The organism is uncultured Streptococcus sp., assembly GCF_963525625.1.
Classification (GTDB): Bacteria; Bacillota; Bacilli; order Lactobacillales; family Streptococcaceae; genus Streptococcus.
In genome coordinates, this window is record NZ_CAURLD010000008.1 from 70836 (window position 1) to 92880 (window position 22045).

At 44.4% G+C, this 22045-nt stretch carries 24 protein-coding genes; all 24 read left to right on the forward strand.

Features of this window, described 5'->3' with window-relative positions; genetic code table 11:
- Positions 1–249 precede the first annotated feature (249 nt).
- The 24 genes from RYK49_RS06095 (at position 250) to cps2T (ending at position 22043) form a co-directional block, all read left to right on the forward strand.
- Positions 250–1506 (forward strand): competence/damage-inducible protein A, encoded by a 1257-nt coding sequence (locus RYK49_RS06095; RefSeq protein ID WP_314865222.1) that lies wholly within the window; start codon positions 250–252, stop codon positions 1504–1506.
- A 58-nt stretch (positions 1507–1564) separates the two neighbouring features.
- Positions 1565–2713 carry a recombinase RecA gene (gene recA, locus RYK49_RS06100; protein WP_314865225.1) on the forward strand — a complete coding sequence of 383 codons (1149 nt, stop codon included), beginning with the start codon at positions 1565–1567 and terminating at the stop codon, positions 2711–2713.
- 85 nt (positions 2714–2798) lie between these two features.
- Complete coding sequence (gene spx / locus RYK49_RS06105) at positions 2799–3197, forward strand: transcriptional regulator Spx (protein ID WP_002894078.1); 399 nt, start codon at positions 2799–2801, stop codon at positions 3195–3197.
- Positions 3198–3332: 135 nt separating this feature from the next.
- The gene (locus tag RYK49_RS06110; protein WP_002920427.1) at positions 3333–3905 is read left to right on the forward strand and encodes an SP0191 family lipoprotein; all 573 of its coding nucleotides are present in this window, start codon (positions 3333–3335) and stop codon (positions 3903–3905) included.
- A 105-nt stretch (positions 3906–4010) separates the two neighbouring features.
- Positions 4011–4553: a hypothetical protein gene (locus tag RYK49_RS06115; protein ID WP_314865227.1), complete on the forward strand. Its 543-nt coding sequence runs from the start codon at positions 4011–4013 to the stop codon at positions 4551–4553.
- A 177-nt stretch (positions 4554–4730) separates the two neighbouring features.
- Positions 4731–4997, forward strand: a complete 267-nt coding sequence (locus tag RYK49_RS06120) for an IreB family regulatory phosphoprotein (RefSeq protein ID WP_002894075.1) — start codon at positions 4731–4733, stop codon at positions 4995–4997.
- The gene (ruvX, locus tag RYK49_RS06125; RefSeq protein ID WP_314865229.1) at positions 4997–5416 is read left to right on the forward strand and encodes a Holliday junction resolvase RuvX; all 420 of its coding nucleotides are present in this window, start codon (positions 4997–4999) and stop codon (positions 5414–5416) included. The genes RYK49_RS06120 and ruvX overlap by 1 nt, the downstream gene beginning before the upstream one ends.
- Before the next feature lie 24 nt (positions 5417–5440).
- A complete protein-coding gene (locus RYK49_RS06130) occupies positions 5441–5752 on the forward strand; it encodes a DUF1292 domain-containing protein (protein WP_002894073.1) in 312 nt (103 codons plus the stop codon).
- Positions 5753–5933: 181 nt separating this feature from the next.
- Positions 5934–7166: a folylpolyglutamate synthase/dihydrofolate synthase family protein gene (locus tag RYK49_RS06135; protein WP_314865231.1), complete on the forward strand. Its 1233-nt coding sequence runs from the start codon at positions 5934–5936 to the stop codon at positions 7164–7166.
- A gap of 57 nt (positions 7167–7223) precedes the next feature.
- A complete protein-coding gene (locus RYK49_RS06140) occupies positions 7224–7703 on the forward strand; it encodes an SP_0198 family lipoprotein (protein WP_314831365.1) in 480 nt (159 codons plus the stop codon).
- 194 nt (positions 7704–7897) lie between these two features.
- Positions 7898–9433, forward strand: a complete 1536-nt coding sequence (gene cls / locus RYK49_RS06145; protein ID WP_314831366.1) for a cardiolipin synthase — start codon at positions 7898–7900, stop codon at positions 9431–9433.
- A gap of 175 nt (positions 9434–9608) precedes the next feature.
- Positions 9609–9752: a hypothetical protein gene (locus tag RYK49_RS06150; RefSeq protein ID WP_002899268.1), complete on the forward strand. Its 144-nt coding sequence runs from the start codon at positions 9609–9611 to the stop codon at positions 9750–9752.
- Between the two features lie 38 nt (positions 9753–9790).
- The gene (locus RYK49_RS06155) at positions 9791–11338 is read left to right on the forward strand and encodes a heme transporter CcmD (protein ID WP_125348114.1); all 1548 of its coding nucleotides are present in this window, start codon (positions 9791–9793) and stop codon (positions 11336–11338) included.
- A gap of 222 nt (positions 11339–11560) precedes the next feature.
- Positions 11561–13756, forward strand: coding sequence for an anaerobic ribonucleoside-triphosphate reductase (gene nrdD, locus RYK49_RS06160; RefSeq protein ID WP_125348115.1), 2196 nt, complete (start codon positions 11561–11563; stop codon positions 13754–13756).
- A 1-nt stretch (position 13757) separates the two neighbouring features.
- Complete coding sequence (locus RYK49_RS06165) at positions 13758–13898, forward strand: hypothetical protein (protein ID WP_002902050.1); 141 nt, start codon at positions 13758–13760, stop codon at positions 13896–13898.
- Positions 13899–13950: 52 nt separating this feature from the next.
- Positions 13951–14448 carry a GNAT family N-acetyltransferase gene (locus RYK49_RS06170; protein ID WP_125348116.1) on the forward strand — a complete coding sequence of 166 codons (498 nt, stop codon included), beginning with the start codon at positions 13951–13953 and terminating at the stop codon, positions 14446–14448.
- Between the two features lie 9 nt (positions 14449–14457).
- On the forward strand, positions 14458–14976 hold the full coding sequence (locus RYK49_RS06175) for a GNAT family N-acetyltransferase (protein WP_314865237.1): 519 nt from the start codon (positions 14458–14460) through the stop codon (positions 14974–14976).
- Complete coding sequence (nrdG, locus tag RYK49_RS06180; protein WP_002905552.1) at positions 14973–15572, forward strand: anaerobic ribonucleoside-triphosphate reductase activating protein; 600 nt, start codon at positions 14973–14975, stop codon at positions 15570–15572. The genes RYK49_RS06175 and nrdG overlap by 4 nt, the downstream gene beginning before the upstream one ends.
- A gap of 204 nt (positions 15573–15776) precedes the next feature.
- On the forward strand, positions 15777–17285 hold the full coding sequence (locus tag RYK49_RS06185) for an LCP family protein (protein ID WP_002905550.1): 1509 nt from the start codon (positions 15777–15779) through the stop codon (positions 17283–17285).
- A complete protein-coding gene (cps4B, locus tag RYK49_RS06190) occupies positions 17282–18013 on the forward strand; it encodes a capsular polysaccharide biosynthesis protein Cps4B (protein ID WP_002905549.1) in 732 nt (243 codons plus the stop codon). Before RYK49_RS06185 ends, cps4B begins: the two co-directional genes overlap by 4 nt.
- A 7-nt stretch (positions 18014–18020) precedes the next feature.
- Entirely contained in the window at positions 18021–18716 is a 696-nt protein-coding gene (locus RYK49_RS06195) for a Wzz/FepE/Etk N-terminal domain-containing protein (RefSeq protein WP_002894051.1), read from the forward strand.
- A gap of 10 nt (positions 18717–18726) precedes the next feature.
- Positions 18727–19425 (forward strand): polysaccharide biosynthesis tyrosine autokinase, encoded by a 699-nt coding sequence (locus RYK49_RS06200; protein WP_002905547.1) that lies wholly within the window; start codon positions 18727–18729, stop codon positions 19423–19425.
- Between the two features lie 38 nt (positions 19426–19463).
- Positions 19464–20840 (forward strand): sugar transferase, encoded by a 1377-nt coding sequence (locus tag RYK49_RS06205; protein WP_002905546.1) that lies wholly within the window; start codon positions 19464–19466, stop codon positions 20838–20840.
- 30 nt (positions 20841–20870) lie between these two features.
- Complete coding sequence (gene cps2T / locus RYK49_RS06210) at positions 20871–22043, forward strand: beta 1-4 rhamnosyltransferase Cps2T (protein ID WP_002905545.1); 1173 nt, start codon at positions 20871–20873, stop codon at positions 22041–22043.
- Positions 22044–22045: the final 2 nt, after the last annotated feature.

The window sequence follows — 22045 nt, forward strand, 5'->3', positions numbered from 1 at the left end:
GTCCCAAACTCTTTTTATTGGAATTTATCTCTCCATTATAAAAAGATTCAAACCATTTGCCAATAGCATTTTCCTAACAATCTAGTTATTCTGCATAACACCAGTCATTCTTAAAAGTTTTCCACAGCATGTTGACAAGTTTGTCAAGGAACTTGACAGCTCTTTTTATTTCCTGGAATGAAAATCAACTTTTTTAAGATTTTTTGTGATAAAATAAAGCCAATTCCGAATAGTAAGGTAGGAGGTCCTATGAAAGCAGAAATTATTGCTGTGGGCACTGAGATTCTGACAGGTCAGATTGTCAATACCAATGCCCAATTTTTATCTGAAAAACTGGCGAGTCTGGGGATTGATGTTTATTTTCAAACAGCAGTGGGGGACAATGAAAATCGTCTCCTCTCTGTTTTGGAAATTGCCCAAAGGCGCAGTAATCTGATTATCCTGACAGGAGGCTTGGGTCCAACAGAGGATGATTTGACCAAGCAGACCTTGGCTAAGTTCTTAGGACGTGAGCTTAATTTTGACTCACAGGCTGTGGAAAAGCTGGATCGCTTTTTTGCTAGCCGACCAGATTATGCTCGAACGCCCAATAATGAGCGTCAGGCCCAGCTGGTCGAAGGCTCGACCCCTTTACCAAATGCGACCGGCTTAGCTGTTGGAGGATTGTTAGAAGCAGACGGAGTGACCTATGTAGTCTTGCCTGGCCCGCCTAGCGAGCTTAAACCTATGGTCAATAATGAGCTGGTTCCCCTCTTATCCACAGGCCAGAAATTGTACTCACGAGTGCTGCGTTTCTTTGGTATTGGCGAGAGTCAGCTAGTGACTATTTTGTCAGAGATGATTGAGCAGCAGAACGACCCCACCATTGCTCCTTATGCGAAGACAGGGGAAGTTACCCTGCGACTGTCTACCAAGGCTCTGAGTCAGGCAGAAGCCGATACCAAGTTTGAGGCTGTGGAAAAGGAAATTTTGTCCCATAAAACTTTTGAGGGGCAATCACTGTCAGAGATTTTCTATGGTTACGGGGATGACAATTCCTTGGCACAGGTGGCTTTTGAGTTGCTGAAGAACCAAGGGAAGACGATTTCAGCAGCGGAGAGTCTGACAGCTGGCCTCTTTCAAGCGACCTTGGCTGATTTTGCTGGAGCCTCAGTTATTTTTTCAGGTGGCTTTGTCACCTACAGCATGGAGGAAAAGAGCCGGATGCTGGATATTCCGTTGGGAGACCTGGAGAAGCACGGTGTCGTTTCGGCTTTTACAGCTGGGAAAATGGCAGAGCAGGCTAGAAAGCTGACTCAGAGTGACTTGGCTGTCAGTCTGACAGGTGTGGCTGGTCCAGATTCACTGGAAGGCCATCCAGCAGGGACCGTTTTTATCGGCTTAGCTAGCACTGCTGGAACGGAAACTATTAAGGTCAATATTGCTGGACGAAGTCGGCGTGATGTGCGGAAAATTGCAGTTCTGCACGCCTTCAACCTAGTACGAAAAACTTTATTAAATAGCTGATTTTTGGTATAATGACGAAGATGGCCAAAAGACATTTTAGAAAAAACAGGAGAAATAAATGGCAAAGAAACAAAAAAAATTAGACGAAATCTCAAAGAAATTCGGCGATGAGCGCCAAAAAGCCTTGGATAACGCTCTTAAAAACATTGAAAAGGATTTTGGTAAGGGAGCCATTATGCGTCTGGGCGAGCGGGCAGAGCAAAAGGTTCAAGTTATGAGTTCTGGCTCTTTGGCCTTGGATATTGCCCTTGGTGCTGGTGGTTACCCTAAGGGACGGATTATTGAAATCTATGGTCCGGAGTCTTCTGGTAAGACAACCGTTGCTCTTCACGCTGTTGCTCAAGCGCAAAAAGAAGGCGGTATCGCAGCCTTTATCGATGCTGAGCATGCTTTGGATCCGTCCTACGCAGCTGCCCTTGGTGTGAACATTGATGAGCTGCTCCTGTCTCAACCTGACTCTGGCGAACAGGGACTGGAAATTGCTGGTAAGCTGATTGACTCAGGTGCGGTGGATTTGGTGGTTGTGGACTCAGTTGCAGCCCTGGTACCACGTGCAGAAATCGATGGCGATATCGGTGACAGCCATGTCGGCTTGCAGGCTCGGATGATGAGCCAGGCTATGCGCAAGCTGTCTGCTTCTATCAACAAAACGAAGACAATTGCGATTTTCATTAATCAGCTGCGTGAAAAAGTTGGGGTTATGTTTGGTAATCCTGAAACGACACCAGGCGGCCGTGCATTGAAGTTCTATGCTTCTGTTCGTTTGGATGTCCGTGGTAATACTCAAATCAAAGGAACTGGTGATGAGAAGGATACAAATGTTGGTAAAGAAACCAAGATCAAGGTCGTTAAAAATAAGGTAGCTCCGCCATTCAAAGAAGCTTTCGTGGAAATCATGTACGGAGAAGGTATTTCTAAGACAGGTGAGCTGATTAAGATTGCGACTGATTTGGATATCATCAAAAAAGCTGGTGCTTGGTACTCCTACAATGATGAAAAAATCGGTCAAGGATCTGAAAATGCTAAGAAGTACTTGGCTGATCATCCAGAAGTCTTTGACGACATTGACCGTCAGGTTCGTGTACGCTATGGTTTGATTGAAGGCGATGAGTTAGCAGAAACAGTTGGCAACAAGGCTGACAGTCCTGTGGAAACGATGGAAGAAGTGACTCTGGATTTGGAAGATGCCATCGAAATTGAAGAGTAATTTTGCAAAATAGGTCGCAAGACCGATGGTTTTTGTGATATAATAGACTACGATATTAGTATCGTGTAGCGAAAGGAGTACTTACATGATCACAATCTATACTGTCTCAAGTTGTACTAGTTGTAAAAAAGCAAAAACCTGGCTAAACGCTCATCAATTAACTTATAAAGAACAGAATTTAGGCAAAGAAGGCATCACCAAAGAGGAACTTCTGGATATTTTAACCAAAACAGAAAATGGTATTGCGAGCATTGTTTCATCAAAAAACCGCTATGCTAAGGGTTTGGGTGTTGACATTGAAGAGTTGAGTGTCAACGAAGTTCTTGACATCATCATGGAGACCCCGCGTATTTTGAAAAGTCCTATCTTAGTGGATGATAAACGTCTCCAAGTTGGTTACAAAGAAGATGATATCCGTGCTTTTCTGCCACGTTCTGTTCGTAATGTTGAAAATGCAGAAGCTCGTTTGCGGGCAGCTCTCTAATCTTTGAATATAACTGAAAGAGTCGGGAAGAGAATCTCGGCTCTTCTTTTTGTTCAGGTTGACAGAGGACTTTGGCGACTGGATGGATTGACAAGGGGCAGAACTGTGATACAATATCTCTGAGGAGGATGGAAGATGAAGAAAATTTTAGTAGGACTGGGATTGAGTGTGGCACTGCTAGCAGGCTGTGGACATAAAAAGACAGAGACGAATTCGAATGCGGCTGACAAGAAAGAAATCAGCAATAATCTGCCTATCATTGATAATGCCAAGCAGCAGGAAGTGATTACTCGAACGCTTGTTTTTCCAAAGGATGAACGAGGAAACCAGCAGAGTCAGACGGTGACTTATCAGGGAGAGCATTTTAAACGCTTGGTCATTGAAAGGCTGACTACGACTGATGATGAGATGAAAGAAGCCATCAAGCAAATGGGGCTGGAGGAAGCGCAGAAGTCGCTCAATGAGTCACTAGAGCAGGATGCAGACTATGTGCAGGCTCGTGGACTTCAAGGCTTTAGCGGTTCAGTGACAATTTTGAATGAGAACGAGCTGAAAATGACGTCCACTTATGACTTTGAGAGTTTGGATATCGAAAAAGCAGCAGCTATGCCTTATTTTCAAAATCTCAAGCTCAAAGAAATGATTAAGCTGACACCAGAAGAATATATCAACAATCTCCTGATGAATGGAGCAGAAGAGCAGAAATAAGCTGCTCTTTTTTATTACATTTTAATGACAGAGTGACAATCAGTTTGACAGCGCCGTTTTTATAATGATATGATAAAATCAGCTCAATATTGAAGGAGATAAGACATGAGAAAATTAATTGTCTTTTTGCTGGCAGCTTTGGCAATCTTAACAGCCTGCGGTCAGCAGTCAAACAACAGTTCATCCTCACAGGGAGGAGCTCGAAAAGGAGATATTGTCACTAAGTCCTATAAAACTGAGAAGCAATTAGAACATGGAAAAGAAACCAGAATCTTAACCGTCAGCTACAGCGGACAGAAGTATGAGAAGGTTATCCTGCATGTCAGCAAGGCTATTCCTGACAACATCAAGGAAGCTCTGTCAAAACAGGATGTTTCCACCGTAAAGAAGGAAATGCTGTCTTTGATCGAGGAAGCACTGGGGCTGAAAGAGGCGGTGAATATCACCGGTCTTGACTTGAAAACAGATATGACAGCGGAAGAGATTTCTCTGGAGATGACTATCGATCCTGAGAATCTAGACTATGAAGCAGCCAAAAAGCTTCCAAACTACGCGCAACTGTTTGAGCAAATCGAGACCCTGAGTCCGGAAGACTTGCTCAATAAGTTTAAGGGAAGCGACGGTGTGGAAGTGCCCGCTTCAAATTAGCAAGTTTCCATCCAGTTCTCTGAAGAGAGCTGGATTTTTGCTGGATTTCAGAGCCAGACTTCGGATAAATATTAGCTAAAGCTTATTGAAAAATTAGGAGAATTCGGGTGAATTAAATTTGTGAAAAGCCTATAATTATGCTATAATAGGGATATTCTAAAGAAAGAGGGTGTAATTGTGGGATTTACAGATGAAACAGTACGTTTTAATCTCGATGATTCAAATAAAAAGGAAATTAGCGAGACTTTGACCGATGTCTACAAGTCGCTCAATGAAAAAGGATACAATCCAATCAATCAAATCGTGGGATACGTACTCAGTGGTGATCCTGCGTACGTACCTCGCTATAACAATGCCCGCAATCAAATCCGCAAATATGAGCGCGATGAGATTGTTGAGGAGTTGGTTCGTTATTATTTGAAAGGACAAGGCGTCGATCTCTAATGAGAATTATGGGATTAGATGTGGGCTCAAAAACGGTTGGGGTTGCTATTAGTGATCCTCTTGGTTTTACGGCTCAAGGACTGGAGATTATTCCGATTCATGAAGATAAGGGCGAATTTGGCCTAGAGCGCTTGGGCGAGCTGGTTAAACAGTATCAGGTTGATAAGTTTGTTATTGGCCTGCCTAAGAATATGAACAATACCAGCGGGCCTCGAGTGGAGGCTAGTCAGGCTTATGGCCAGCGGGTTGCTGAGCTGTTTGGTCTGCCGGTTGACTATCAGGATGAGCGTCTGACGACGGTGGCTGCTGAGCGCATGCTGGTGGAGCAGGCGGATATTAGCCGCAGCAAGCGTAAGAAAGTCATTGATAAGCTGGCCGCGCAGCTGATTTTGCAGAATTATCTGGATCGAAATTTTTAGAAAAGAAATGAAGGAGACACTAGTATGACACATGATCATAACCATGACCACGAGCATGAAGAGCGTGAATTAATCACCTTGGTTGACGAGCAAGGGAACGAAACTTTATTTGAGATTCTTTTGACCATTGACGGCAAGGAAGAGTTTGGCAAGAATTATGTTCTTTTGATTCCGGCTAATGCGGAAGAAGATGAGAACGGTGAGGTTGAGATTCAAGCTTATTCCTTTACCGAAAATGAAGATGGCACAGAAGGTGACTTGCAGCCAATCCCAGAGGACTCAGATGCTGAATGGGATATGATTGAAGAAGTCTTCAACAGCTTTATGGAAGAGTAAGACTGGCCTAGCCTCATTTCCAGAAATGGACAAGTGTGGGCGAAAAGCTAGTTAAACTTGACAGAAGAAGGAAGTAGCCAAGGCTCGGCTATTTTCTATCTCGTATCATAAAGATTAGAAAGAGGAGCGAGTTGCAATTCAGATTTGAATTCTGCTTCGCTGCTCTTTTTTGGGTAAGAAAATGAATGAAATTGAAGAATGGCTGAACAGCCGAATTGGTCTAAACTTTCGTTCGGGACTAGGGCGTATGCGGCAGGCAGTGACTCTTTTGGGGAATCCTGAGCGGAGCTATCCAACGATTCATGTAACTGGTACAAATGGCAAAGGTTCTACTATTGCTTTTATGCGTCAGCTGTTTGCGGGGCATGGTCGCAAGACAGGAAGTTTCACCTCGCCCCACATGATTAGTATTCATGATCGGATTTGTATCAACGGCCAACCGATTGCTTCGGTTGACTTTATTCGTCTAGGTCAGCAGGTGCAAAAGATGGAGCAAGAACTGCTCAAAAGCCATGACCAGCTGTCCTATTTTGAAATTCTGACCTTGATTGCTTTTCTCTATTTCAAGGAGCAGGCAGTGGATTTGGCCTTGATTGAGGTAGGGATTGGTGGACTCTTGGACACGACTAATGTCATTAGGGGAGATATTGCGGTCATCAGCTCTGTGGGCTTGGACCATCAAGAGACTCTGGGAAGGAGCTTGACGGCGATTGCGGAGCAAAAGGCAGGGATTTTCAAGCCGGGGCGGCCAGCTGTCATCGGACCGCTGCCAGAGGAGGCACGATTGGTTTGTGAGCAGAGAGCTGAGGAGCTGGGAATAGAACTCTATCAGTATGATCGCGATTTTTCTCTGGCAAATCAGACTTTTTCCAATTTGACTGTGACCCTATCCAATCTTGAACTGGGTCTCAAGGGAGGCTATCAGGAGGACAATGCAGCGCTGGCCCTGCAGGCATTCCTGCTCTTCATGCAGCAGCAGGGCTGGAAAATAGATTCTGCTAGGATTCGGACGGGCTTGCAGGAGACTCGATGGGCAGGGCGCTTGGAAGAAGCCGGTCCAGGTATTTATCTAGATGGGGCTCATAATCTTCCTGCGCTGGAGAGGTTAGTAGAGTTTATCCAAAGCCAGAATGACAAAGAGTGCCTGCTTCTTTTCGGTGCTCTCAAGCGTAAGGACTATAGCGCTATGCTGGTTTATCTGCGAGAGGCTCTGCCAGATGTTCAGTTGACGGTTACTTCCTTTTCTGATGGAGATTCCCTTGGTCAAGCTGACGTGGAAGGCTTCTCATATATAGAGGATTATCGGCAGCTTATTCAGAATTTTCAGGAGAGGCAAAACGCTAATCAGCTACTTTTCATTACGGGCTCCCTCTATTTTATTGCAGAAGTCAGAGCTTATTTGACAAGTTTATAAATTGACCGCCAGAGTCCTGCTTTGGTACAATAAAGACAGAAGAAAAAGGAGAATACTATGGCAATTTCTAAAAAGTTAATGATTTCAGGTCTAACTGCTGCGGCTATTTTGGCCTTGGCAGCTTGCGGTTCTAATCAGAACCAGACGGCACCTTCCTCTCAGTCTCAGTCAGTCGCTTCCAGCAAGCCAGCAGAGTCTTCGTCGGTAGCTAGCTCGTCTAGTGCTGCCAATAGCAGCTCATCTGCTTCAGCATCCGCTTCTGAGCAAGCAGCCAATGGTGAGCTGGATGGCAGCTACCAGACAAGTCATGAAGGCGATCAGCTGACCTTGCAGATTTCGGGCACTACTGGCCAGCTAACCAAGGTCGAAGCGGATGGTGATCAGGAAATTGAACAGGTTCAGATTGATGCTACCAACCAGACTATGGTCATTGGAGATGATGTCAAGCGCTATCGCATTGAGGGCAATCAGCTGACAATTGAGGATCTTTCCCAAGAGCCTTATGATGATGACACACTGGTCTTTACGAAACAATGATGAAAGAGCCCTGTCTTGAATAGGGCTTTTCCTTTTATCAGTTGTAATCTTGTAGTGAAATTTTGAGGATAGCGGTCTTCAAATACTGTTCTTGGTTTTTCATCAGCCAGAAATACGATTTGCATTGATATAAACGTTGTTTTAAGGCAGTTTTACTGATATACTAGAATATATGCAATGAGATAGGAGAGTGTATGACTTTCAGGAAATTCCGCTTATTAATGTCAAAATACGGCTTCAGCATCATTATTATGCTGCTGGAGCTGGTCTTTGTCTTTGTTGCGTTCTTCTATTTTAATGAGATTGCACCCAACTGGCTGTCAGTAGTAATGATTGTGTTCTTGTATATCGGAACCATTTTAGCCATTGTCAACCGCAATATGCCGCCCGAGAGTAAGGTGACCTGGCTTTTGATTGCCGTGGTGCCGGTCTTTGGTTTCCTGCTCTATCTGATGTTTGGCGAGCGACGACTGTCTAAAAAAGAAATGATTCAGCTGGAAAATATGGACTCTATGAAATTTCGAGAGGACAATAGCTATGAACTCCGTGTTCAGCTGAAAAAGGAAAACAAGTCAGCCTACGGTATTATCAAATCACTGCTGAGTATGGACAATAATGCGGATGTCTATGACGGTACAGCTTCTCGCTATTTTCCCATCGGTGAGGAGATGTTTGAGGCCATGCTGGCTGACCTGCGGGCTGCTGAGAAATTCATTTTTCTGGAGTTTTATATCATTGATGAAGGGCTGATGTGGGACAGTGTTCTGGAAATCTTGGTCGAAAAAGCTGCGCAAGGCGTTGAAGTCAAACTGCTCTATGATGATATTGGCTGCATGGCTACTTTGCCGGGCGATTATACGCGTAAGCTGCGCAAGATGGGCATCGAGGCTTATAAATTTAACAAGGTGATTCCGCGAATGACGGTATCCTATAACAATCGTGACCACCGCAAGATTTTGGTCATTGACGGTCAGGTTGGCTATACTGGCGGCATCAATCTGGCTGACGAGTATATCAATCATATCGTCCGTTTTGGCCACTGGAAAGATGGCGGTGTCCGCTTGGAAGGTCGGGCAGTCAAGGCTCTGACGCGGCTCTTTCTCATGAACTGGTATATCAACCGTGGGGAAATCACAGACTTTGACAAGTACCATCTAGAAAATAAAGCTGTCGAAGGCAAAGGGCTTTACGTTCCCTATGGTAGCGGGCCTAAGCCTATTTATAAGGGTCAGGTTGGCAAAACGGTCTATCAAAATATCATCAGTCAGGCTACGGACTATGTCTACATTACCACGCCTTATCTGATTATTGACTATGACCTGACGGAGGATATCAAGAATGCTGCTATGCGGGGAGTGGATGTCCGCATCGTGACTCCTTTCATTCCGGACAAGAAGCTGATTCAGATTGTTACCCGCGGAGCCTATCCGGATCTGATGGAAGCGGGGGTTAAGATTTTTGAGTACACGCCAGGGTTTATCCACAGCAAGAATGTTGTGGCCGATGATGAATTTGCTGTGGTAGGGACGATTAACTTTGACTACCGCAGTCTGGTGCACCATTATGAAAATGCAGTCCTGATGTATCATACGGAGAGTATCCCAGCTATCAAGGAAGATTTTGAAGCCATTTTTGAGGCTTCTGAGGAAATTCTTCCTGAAAATCTTGATAGCAGCTGGTATCGTCGCTTTATCAAAGAAATCATGCAGCTCTTTGCACCTATGCTCTAATGCCAAGGAGGCAAATTCTGCAGCAATATACAGAAAATCTGAGGCGGAAGTTTTAGATTTTTTGCATGTGCTTTTGTTAATCGTGCTGAGATGTGTTCTTGACATTTTTGCTTTTATGTGGGGGCGGATTTTTGCTCTGTTTTTACGAATGTAAAAAATAAAGGAATTTTTTAAGATGACAATGGAGAAAATTTCCAGTCAGCCACTTGCTTATGAAACGAGAGAATATCGCTGTTTTCGGGAATTGGAGGAGCTGGCTAGAAGCTATAATGCTCAGAAGAAGGGTCAAGAGAAAGCTGACAGGAGGACAGGAATTTGATATACTAGATGGGACTGATATCAAGGAGAATATTTTATATGCATGATACAACGGAAGAAAAAGTTTTAGAGGTTTCAGAGGAGCAGCTGACTAGGGCTGAAAGGTCTGAGCAAAAATTCACCAAGCCAGAGCCGACGCCCTATTTTTTGACGCTCTTGAGCAGTTTGGCTATCAGCCTGCTGAGTGTCGTCAATCCTTTTTTGACCAATCTAGCAACGAATTTACAAAGTCAGAACCTCTATGCCGGCTGGGCCATGACTCAGGGCCAGGTGCCTTATTCGCAAATATATGGGACCAGTGGCCTGCTTTACTATCTGATGGCTTGGACCAGTAGTCTGGCTTTTGGCCAGCTTTTGTGGATGGTCTTTCAGACGCTGGCTCTGTGGCTGGCTGGACTTTTCCTGCACAAGACCTTAGTGCTCTTACAGTCTAAACAGGAACTATCGCGCAGCCTCTTGTTGCTCTTTTACTTGCTAGTCTTTGCCCTTGGATTTGGCGGTCTTTACTCTAGTATTTTTGTTCTGCCCTTTATTTTTTGGAATCTATCTTTCTTGGTGCGCTATCTGCAGGATTCAATCAAGGATGAAAAGTTCATTCTATATGGAGCTTTCGGAGCTCTTGCTTTTATGATTGATCCGGTTTCCAGCCTAGTCTTCTACTCTTTGACTGCTCTGGTGCTTTTGGTCTACAATATCGCAGCCAAGCGTGCGGCTCGAGGTTTCTATCAGCTTTTAGCTGGTCTCTTTGGCTTCTCAGTGATTTTTTATCCTATCGGCTACTTTACTGTTGCCAATCAAACCTTTGGCCAGGCTATCAGTCAGGTGACCTATGCTTGGGATTCCATCAGCTTGATTGGCAGTCATAGCCTTTCTAATTTGATTTATTATGGCTTACTGACGGTTGGTCTAGGCTTCATTTCTGCTTTGGGTGCCAATCTCTTTTCAAGAGAAAAGGGGCAAGCAACCAGCCTGCGCGTCTTGCGCTTTATCGGTCTGCTAGGGCTCTTCATTACTGTCTTTGCAGCTTTTATCCTGCCAGATCAGGGCAGCTATCAACTGCTTCCTACCCTGCCTTTTGCCATGATTCTTTTTGCTTTGTGGTTCAATAAAGGCAAGCAGCAAGCACCAGGGCGTCACCGCCGGGATCGCCGTCGGCCTACCATGTGGACTTCTTATCTTTCAGGCCAGTTCTTTCTGCCACTCTTAGCCATCTTTTATCTGATTGGCTATCCTTTGGTCAATGAGTATATCCTTTCCAGCGGTGTATCTGCTGAAAGAAGCGAGGCGGCTCAGTATATTAAGGAAAAGACCAAGGATGGGGATACCATCTATGCCTGGGACACCTCGGCTAGTCTGTATCAAAAGAGCGGCCGCCTATCAGCTGTTTCTCTCTTGTCTCCAACTTTGTATGTGGGAACGGCTGAAAATCGTTTGGGTCTTCAGAATGGACTTGAAAACAGCCAGCCCAAGTATATTTTGGTCAACAATGATGTCAAACTGCTGTCGGATGCGAAACAGCTAATTTCCAAAAATTATAAGGAATCTGACCTCAAACTCGACCATTTCAAGCTTTATCAACTTAAGTAGTAAAAAATCAATATGTTGTGTATAAAAAGAAAAAATAACTTTTTTGCCACAACATATTGATTTTTAATTTTAACGTGCTATAATGAGTCTTGTATCGACTTATTTATAAAATACTGTTCTTTGGATGAACTGCTGTCGGAGATTTCTTGGAAATTTCTTCGCAAGCGATAGGTTTAAAGAGACTTGATTTGTCCTAAGGGCAGAGAAAAGGAAGTGTTCGTGATGATTTTAAGGGAAGAGAAGTTTGAAACTGCTCCAGCGATTTATGTGGAGAAGCGGGATGGCCGCAGAGTGGCTTTTGATGTGTCAAAGATTTATAAGGCTATGGTGCGGGCGGCTCAGGAAGTCGGTCCGCTGAATCCAATGCTGGAAGCCAAGCTAGAAGCTATCACAGACCGCATTGTGGCAGAAATCAGCAGTCGCTTCGCTAAGTATGTCAAAATCTATGAGATTCAGAACATCGTTGAGCATGAGCTTTTGAATGCCAAGGAATATGCCATTGCAGAGAACTACATCACTTACCGCACCCAACGGGATTTTGAGCGCTCAAAAGCGACTGATATCAACTTTACTATTGACAAGCTCCTCAACAAAGACCGCACGGTAGTCAACGAGAATGCCAATAAGGACAGTGATGTTTTCAATACCCAACGGGATTTGACAGCTGGGATTGTTGGCAAATCCATCGGCCTTAAGATGTTGCCGCCTCATGTGGCCAATGCCCACCAAAAGGGGGACATCCACTACCATGATTTGGACTACAGTCCTTATACACCGATGACTAACTGCTGTTTGATTGACTTTGACGGCATGTTGAAAAATGGCTTCAAGATTGGCAATGCAGAAGTAGAGAGTCCCAAGTCTATCCAGACCGCAACAGCGCAAATCTCGCAAATCATTGCCAATGTAGCTTCTAGTCAGTATGGAGGTTGCTCAGCGGACCGAATTGATGAGGTCTTGGCGCCCTATGCTGAGCTTAATTATCAAAAGCATCTCAAGGATGCGGAGCAATGGGTTTTACCAGATAGGAAGGAAGAATACGCCTGGGCGAAGACCAAGAAGGACATCTACGATGCCATGCAGTCGCTGGAGTATGAGATTAATACTCTCTTTACCTCTAACGGTCAGACTCCTTTTACCTCACTGGGCTTTGGTCTGGGAACCAATCGTTTTGAGCGGGAAATTCAGAAGGCCATTCTCAATATCCGTATCAAGGGACTGGGAAGCGAGCACCGCACAGCGATTTTCCCTAAGCTGATTTTCACCCTTAAGCGTGGGCTCAATCTCGAGCCGGGAACGCCTAACTATGACATCAAAGAACTGGCTCTGGAGTGTGCCACTAAACGCATGTATCCAGATGTCCTCTCCTATGACAAGATTATCGACTTGACTGGTTCTTTCAAGGTGCCGATGGGCTGCCGTTCTTTCCTGCAAGGCTGGAAGGATGAAAATGGCCAGGAAGTCAACTCCGGCCGTATGAATCTAGGTGTCGTTACTGTCAATCTGCCACGGATTGCGCTTGAATCCGAGGGGGATTTGGATAAATTCTGGGAACTCTTTAACGAGCGGATGAATATCGCTGAAGATGCTTTGGTCTACCGTGTGGAGCGGACCAAGGAAGCCAGTCCAGCCAATGCACCGATTCTTTATCAGTATGGGGCTTTTGGCCAACGCTTGGGCAAGTATGATCAGGTAGACCAGCTCTTTACTCACCGTCGTGCAACGGTGTCTCTAGGCTATATCGGTCTGTATGAAGTGGCAGCAGTCTTTTACGGCGGTAATTGGGAGACTAATCCTGAAGCCAAGGACTTTACGATTGCCATTGTCAAAGATATGAAGCGCCGGGTGGAAGAGTGGTCCGAGCAGTATGATTATCATTTTTCTGTCTACTCGACGCCATCTGAAAGCCTGACCGACCGTTTCTGTCGCTTGGATACAGAGAAGTTTGGGGTCGTTCCGGATATTACTGACAAGGAATACTATACCAACTCCTTCCACTACGATGTGCGCAAGAATCCAACGCCTTTTGAAAAGCTAGACTTTGAGAAGATTTATCCAGAAGTGGGAGCCTCAGGCGGTTTTATCCACTACTGTGAATATCCTGTGTTGCAGCAAAATCCCAAGGCACTGGAAGCTGTCTGGGACTATGCCTATGACCGGGTCGGCTATCTGGGAACCAATACACCGATTGACCGCTGTTACAAGTGTAACTTTGAGGGGGACTTCACACCGACCGAGCGGGGCTTCACCTGTCCAAACTGTGGCAACAGCGATCCCAAGACGGTCGATGTAGTCAAGCGGACTTGCGGTTACTTAGGAAATCCACAAGCCCGTCCAATGGTCAATGGCCGACACAAGGAAATATCAGCTCGGGTCAAGCACATGAATGGCTCGACTATTAAGTACGAAGGAAATTAAGATGGGAAAGTATCAATTGGATGACAAAGGAAAGGCTCAGGTGCAGCGTTTCCATGAAAAACATTCGCAGGGCGGCAGCAGCAAAAAAGAACGATTAGCCAAACTGCGTCAGCAATTTTTAGAAAAGAACAAGAAACAATAGAAGTCAGAGTGGGGCGCAAGGCGGCCTCACTCTCTTCGTATCAGGAGGTACTATGGAGCTGAGACGACCGGAACTAGGAGACAAGGAAAAGATTTTAGAGATGCTGGCTGACTTTGAAGCGGCTGGTAGCCGACAGGATGGCTTCTTTGGCGGAGCGGATTTTGTCTACGAGGACTGGCTGGAGACTATTCAGCTAGCTGAGGCAGGTCTAGGCTTGCCGCAAGGGTTTGTGCCTTACATCCAACTAATCTCTTTTGCTGCGGATGGTCAGGCTGTGGGCTTTCTCAATCTGCGCTTGCGGCTCAATGACCATTTGCTTCAAGAAGGCGGGCATATCGGCTATAGTATCCGTCCGTCTGCGCGTGGGAAAGGATTGGCCAAAGAGCAGCTGCGACAAGGCTTGCAAGTAGCCAAAAGTAAAAATATAAAACGAGTCCTAGTGACTTGCGATAGTGACAATGCTGCCAGCCGAGCAGTGATTCTGGCTAATGGCGGAGCTTTAGAGGATGTTCGAGGCGGAAAAGAGCGCTACTGGATTGATGTCAATTAAGGAGGGAACATGGAGCTAAGAAGACCAACTTTGGAAGATAAAGATGCTATTTTAGAGATGATTGCGGAGTTCGATGCTGCAAAATCCTATATGCACGGTGGCATGGGCTCCACTTGGAAGCGAGCAAAGGATTATGAGGATTGGTTGAAAATTGTAGAACGGAAGGAAGATGTGGCAAACTTGCCAGCAGGCTGGGTTCCTGCAATCCAATTTTTGTCCTTTGATGAGACCGGCTTGCCTCTGGGCTTTTTAGCTTTACGCTTGTCCTTAAATGACAAATTATTTGTGGAGGGTGGGCATATTGGCTATTCTATCCGGCCCAGTCAACGCAGAAAGGGCTTGGCTAAGTTGCAGCTAGAGCTAGGACTTGCAGAGGCTCGAAAACAAGGACTAGAACGAGTGCTGATTACCTGTGATGAAGACAACGAAGCCAGCCGTCGCACGATTCTATCTGCTGGCGGTGTTTACGAAAATACAATCGACAGAAGTCAGCGCTACTGGATAGAGTTAGATGGGGAGGTGTCATGAACAATCCCAAACCTCAAGAATGGAAAAGTGAGGAGCTGAGCAAGGGGCGAATCATTGACTATAAGGCCTTTAACTTTGTGGATGGCGAAGGTGTCCGCAACTCCCTCTATGTCAGTGGCTGTATGTTTCACTGTGAGGGCTGCTATAATGCAGCAACTTGGTCCTTCAACGCTGGCATTCCTTATACCCAAGAGCTGGAGGAGCAGATTATGAAAGATTTGGCGGAGCCTTATGTGCAGGGGCTTACCCTCCTAGGGGGCGAGCCTTTTCTCAATACAGGCATTCTCCTGCCCTTGGTCAAGCGGATTCGGAGAGAACTTCCGGACAAGGATATCTGGTCCTGGACGGGCTACACCTGGGAAGAGATGATGCTGGAAACGGAGGATAAGCTGGAGCTGCTGAGTCTGATTGATATTCTGGTGGACGGCCGTTTTGACCTTACCAAGAAGAATCTCATGCTACAGTTCCGTGGTTCTTCCAATCAGCGCATCATTGATGTGCAGAAGTCCCTTCAGTCAGACCAGGTAGTCATCTGGGACAAGCTTAATGATGGCCTCCAAGCCTATGAGCAAGTTGACAGGGATAAGATGCTTTAAAAAATAAGCAAAATACTGATATAAAAGAGGTTTTGCCTCTTTTTTCTATTGTCAAAAACAGTATAAAATATTGGTTTTTCGAGAAGGAAGAAAGAATTTACCGAAAATTAATACAGACTGTCCTTTTTTGTCAACAAATTTTGGAAAAAACTAAAATATTTTTAAATATTTTAGTGTATCATAATGCATTTATGATATAATAAAATGTATTTATATCTCAGGGGAGAAAAAGGGAGAATTATGAATCAACATAGGAGAAATGTGCCTGCTTCTAAAAAGGGGAAGAAGCTTAGGCTCTTTAATGCAGCTTTACTGACATTGGTAAGCTTGGTTTCAGGTTTGCTTGTTTTTTCTATATTTAAAAATAATGTTCTGGCGTTTCATCACCTGAACCTTATTTTGTCTGCTCTTTTGGCGGCTGTTATTTTACTGGCAGCCTTCTTTGTATGGAAAAATAAGTTCAAAGTTCTGACAACCTTACTTTTGCTTGTGACTTTACTGGTATCTTCAGGAGCTATGTACGGGGTCAAGGAGCTGATGGACTTGTCTAGAGGTGTGAACTCCACTTCAAATTACTCAGAAATTGAAATGGCGGTTTATGTCCGGACAGACAGCGATAAATCAGATGTGACTCAGCTGAAGAAGCTGACAGCTCCGACTGAAAATGGGGACAAGGACAATGTAGCGGCTCTTTTGGATCACATCAAGAAGACTAAAAAGACAGAACTCACAGTGGAAAACAGCTCGTCTTATATCGCAGCTTACAAGGCCCTCATCAATCAAGAGACTGAGGCCATTACCCTCAACAGCTCATTTGGAGATATGCTGGCTTCTCACGATGCTGACTATGCTTCAAAGATAAAGAAAATCTATACTTATAAAATTACCCGTCAAGTAGAGACCGGCAAGCGCAGCGATGCTGCTGATGCGGATGTCTTCAATATCTATGTCAGCGGTATCGATACTTATGGCTCGATTTCATCTGTCTCTCGCTCAGATGTCAATATCATCATGACGGTCAATCGCAAGACCAAGAAAGTCCTCTTGACGACAACTCCTCGTGATTCTTATGTGGCGATTGCAGATGGAGGAGGCGGACAGATGGACAAGCTGACCCATGCAGGGATTTACGGAGTAGATGCTTCTGTCCACACGCTGGAAAATCTTTACGGTATTCGCATTGACTACTATGTTCGTCTGAACTTCACTTCCTTCCTCAAGCTGGTAGACCTGTTGGGAGGGATTGATGTTGAAAATGACCAAGAATTTACCAGCCGACATGGCAATCATCATTTCCCAGTAGGGAAAGTCCACATGAACTCAGATCAGGCACTAGGCTTTGTTCGCGAGCGTTACTCTCTTCAGGGGGGCGACAATGACCGCGGAAAAAATCAAGAAAAGGTTATCGAAGCAGTCATTAAAAAGCTGACTTCAACCAGTGCTTTGAAGAACTACAACGAGATTATTTCCGGCTTGCAGGACTCTATCCAGACCAATATGGAGCTGCCTGTTCTTATGAATCTGGTCAATACCCAGCTGGAGTCAGGTGGAAGCTATCAAGTTCAGTCACAAGCCATCAGCGGAAACGGTCGTATGGATCTACCATCCTACGCTATGCCAGATTCCAATCTCTACATGATGGAAATCCAGCCAGAAAGCCTTGATAATGCTAAGGCAGCGATTCAGCAGGTAATGGAAGGGAAAACACCATGATTGATATCCATTCTCATATTATCTTTGATGTGGACGATGGTCCTAAGAATTTTGAGGATTCCAAAAAACTGCTGGAAGAAAGCTATCGACAGGGAGTTAGGACTATTATCTCTACTTCTCATCGCAGAAAGGGCATGTTTGAAACGCCTGAAGAGACCATTAGCTCTAACTTTAAAATGGTAAAAGAACTGGCAGAGCTTGTGGCGCCTGACTTGACGGTTCTCTATGGGGCAGAGATTTACTACACCAGTGATGTGGCGGATAAGTTGGAAAAGGGGATTTTCCCTAGTCTAGCTGGCACACGCTATGTGCTGATTGAGTTTAGCATGGCAACTCCTTATAAGGACATCCATAAAGGCTTGGCTCAGATTCTGCGCCTAGGTCTGACACCGGTCGTGGCTCATATTGAGCGCTATCACTGCCTGGAAAATGATGAAAAGAAGGTGCAGGAACTCATTAATATGGGCTGCTATACTCAGATTAACAGCTCCAGTGTTCTAAAGCCTAAGCTGCTTGGAGACTCGCATAAATTTATGAAAAAACGGGCTCAGTTCTTTTTGGAGAAGGACTTGGTCCACTTTGTTGCCAGCGACATGCACAATCTAAGTCAGAGACCGCCCTTTATGAAGGAGGCCTTTGACATCGTCGCTAAAAAATACGGTTCCCGCCGGGCAGAAGCTCTCTTTGGCGGCAACCAAGCATTATTATTGAAAAATGAATTGATTTAGGGGAAAAATGGAAAAACAAGAAAAGCAAATCGTAGAAATCGATATTCTGTCCTTGCTGAGAGCCTTATGGCTGAAGAAATTTACCATCGTATTGGGAGCGGTGCTCTTTTCTTTGCTGGCTTTTGGCTACAGCGTCTTTATTGCTAAGAAAATGTATCAGAGTACCACACGCATCTATGTGGTCAGCCGTCAAAACGAAACGCAGGCAGCTTTGACTAATCAGGACTTGCAGGCAGGGTCTTACCTCGTTAAGGACTTTAAGGAAATCATTCTGTCACAGGCGGTTCTATCACAGGCAATTAGTGAGCTGAAACTGCAAACGTCACCAAGAGAGCTGACGCGTCACATCACAGTTTCCGTTCCGGCGGATACTCGTATCGTTTCGATTACAGTTAAAGATGACAATCCAGAGGAAGCGGCTCGCATTGCCAATGCCTTTCGTAATATCGCTGCTGAGAAAATCATCGAGGTGACAAAAGTTTCTGATGTGACAACTTTGGAAGAAGCAACAGTCCCAGCAGAGCCTTCTTCACCAAATATTCGGCGTAATGTTATCTTAGGATTTTTAGGGGGCAGTGTCCTGATGTCGATCTTTATCATCGCTGTCGAAATCCTGGATGATCGGGTGAAGAAGCCAGAGGACATTGAAGAAGTCATGGGCTTGACGCTGTTGGGCGTTATCCCAGATATGAACAGAATGTAAGGGAGAGAAAATGGCAACCTTAGAATTAGTTAGGAAAAAAAGAAACCTTGTCAAACTAACCGAGGAATACTACAACGCTCTGAGCACTAATGTACAGCTGAGCGGCGCCAATATCAAGATGGTCGAAATAAGCTCGGTGACGGCAAATGAAGGAAAGTCTACAACCTCAGTGAATCTCGCGGCCGCCTTTGCCAGAGCTGGTCATAAGACCTTGATGATCGATGCGGATATCCGCAACTCAGTCATGTCCGGTGTGTTTAGCAGTCAGAGAAAAGTATCAGGACTGACGGACTATTTGTCAGGACAGGCTGCCCTGCATGAAGTCATCAACGATACAGATCTGGACAACCTAGATGTGATCTTGTCTGGTCCGGTATCACCTAATCCGACGGGGCTTTTGCAAAGCAAGCAGTTTGAAGCACTTTTGACGGACTTGCGTGTTCGTTATGACTACATCATTGTGGATACTTCACCGATTGGTCTGGTCATTGATGCGGCTATCATCGCTCAGAAATGCGATGCCAGCTTCTTGGTGACACAAGCAGGCCATATCAAACGAAAAGCAGTCATGAAAGCTAAAGAGCAGTTGGAACAAACGGGAACTCCTTTTTTGGGTGTTGTCCTCAATAAATATAACATTGATTTGGAACGCTATGGTGCCTACGGAACTTATGGGGGATACGGCAGCTATGGCAATTATGGGAAATAATAGGGATTAAAGAGTTTTAGGATAATTGGGAGATTATTATGTTTAGAGACAGGAAGGAATTTCAAAAGGCAGAACTTGCCTTTGTTCAGCTTTTTGCTGTACTCTTTACGGGATTTTTAGTGAGTCCTTTAAGGGAAACGGAAATCAATCAGCACAGTATTTTAGTGCTTGCATTCTTGCATGTCATTGCTTTTTATGCCAGCGATTTTTGCTATGACATCCTGAAGCGAGGCTATTTAGAAGAGTTTATTTTCACTGTGAGATATAGTATTTTTTATAGTTTGGCAATTAGTTTTGCTTCTTTCATGATGCAAGATAGTTTTTCTATTTCTCGAAGAGGGCTTATTTACTTTGTCATTGTAAATGCAGCGCTAGTCTATTTTGTCAATTTGGCTTTTAAACGTTATCAGAAGACTGTTTATCCAAACTTGAAAAATAGTAAAAGAGTTTTTCTGATTACAACAGGCGATTCTCTGGATAAGGTCTTTGAACGCCTGCAAGAATCATTCGATATAGGGGGCAGGATTGTTGCGGTGTCTTTGCTAGATGATGCTCCGTTTAGCAATCCCAATGTAAAAATCGTTCCTAAAGAAAAAATCGTTTCATTTGCAACGCGTGAAGTAGTGGACGAAGTGTTCATCAACCTGCCAAATGAGGAATATAACATTGAAGGATTTATTTCACAGTTTGAAGCAATGGGAATCGATGTTTCTGTCAATATCAATGTTTTCGATTTTATCTCTATGGGAGAGAAACGGGTTCGAGAAGTTGCAGGCTTGAGTGTGGTCACTTTTTCAACAAACTTTTACAAGTATGGCCATGTGTTAGCAAAACGCACGCTGGATATTATTGGTGCTCTGGTTGGTCTCTTCTTCTGTGGTTTGGCTGCTCTTGTTTTAGTTCCGCTTATCAAGAAGGATGGTGGACCTGCTATCTTTGTCCAGGAGAGAATTGGGAAGAATGGGCGTCGTTTCAAGTTCTATAAGTTCCGGTCTATGTACACTGATGCTGAAGAGCGGAAAAAAGATTTGTTGGCGCAGAATACGATGGTTGGAGGTATGTTTAAGGTCAATAATGACCCACGGATTACGCCTATCGGCCGCTTTATCCGTAAAACCAGCTTAGACGAACTGCCACAGTTTTATAATGTTTTAATTGGGGATATGAGCTTGGTTGGGACACGACCGCCAACTGTGGATGAGTACGAGCAATATACACCAGAGCAAAAACGGCGTCTTAGTTTTAAGCCAGGAATCACAGGTCTTTGGCAGGTTAGCGGCCGTAGTCAAATTACAGACTTTAATGAAGTGGTACGCTTGGATGTTGCTTATATAGATGAATGGACGATTTGGTCAGATATCAAAATTTTGCTAAAGACATTTAGAGTCGTATTGGCTAGAGATGGAGCAAAGTAGGGGGAATTGTTTTTCGGAGTTAGGAGGAGTATGAAAAAGTCAGTCTATATCGTGGGATCTAAAGGTATCCCAGCTAAATATGGTGGATTTGAGACCTTTGTTGAGAAGCTGACCGCCTGCCAGAAAAATTCTAATATCCAGTACTATGTGGCTTGTATGAGGGAGAATTCAGCCAAGTCTGGGATTTTAGAGGATACTTTCGAGTATAATGGAGCTATATGTTACAACATAGATGTGCCTAAAATTGGCTCAGCTCGAGCGATTGCCTACGATATTGCTGCGCTAAATAAGGCTATTGAGCTAGCTGAGCAGAATCAAGATTCTGAGCCAATTTTCTACGTTCTAGCTTGTAGAATTGGCCCTTTTATCGGAAACATCAAAAAGAAAATCAAAGCACTGGGCGGCAAGCTCCTTGTCAATCCCGATGGTCATGAATGGCTGCGAGCTAAATGGAGCATGCCAGTACGCAAGTATTGGAAAATTTCTGAAGCACTGATGGTTAAGCATGCAGATCTCTTAGTTTGTGATAGTGAGAATATCGAATCTTACATAAAAGCAGACTATGTGAGATATGCTCCAAAGACAACTTACGTTGCCTATGGGACAGATACAAGCAGATCTGAGTTGTCTGCTAACGAAGACAAAGTTCGATCATGGTATCAGGAAAAAGATATTGCTGAGAATGAGTATTACTTAGTTGTTGGGCGCTTTGTGCCAGAAAATAACTATCAAGCCATGATTAAGGGGGCTATGGCATCTCATTCTAAAAAAGACTTTGTCCTGATTACCAATGTTGAAGAAAACAAGTTTTACAATCAGCTGCTCAAAGACACAGGATTTGATAAAGATCCAAGGATTAAATTTGTTGGAACAGTTTATGATCAAGAATTGCTCAAGTACATTCGGGAGAATGCATTTGCCTATCTTCATGGCCACGAAGTTGGCGGAACAAATCCGTCTCTTTTGGAGGCCTTGGCATCTACTAAATTAAATCTCTTATTGGATGTTGGCTTTAACCGTGAGGTTGGTGAAGACGGGGCCATTTATTGGAAAAAAGATGAGTTGGCTCGTGTCATTGAGGAAGTAGAAGGATTTGATCAGGCAGCAATAACTGACTTGGATTTCAAGTCAAGTCAAAGAATCCTCTCAGCTTTCACATGGGAAAAGATTGTGTCAGATTATGAAGAAGTGTTTAAAGGATAGGG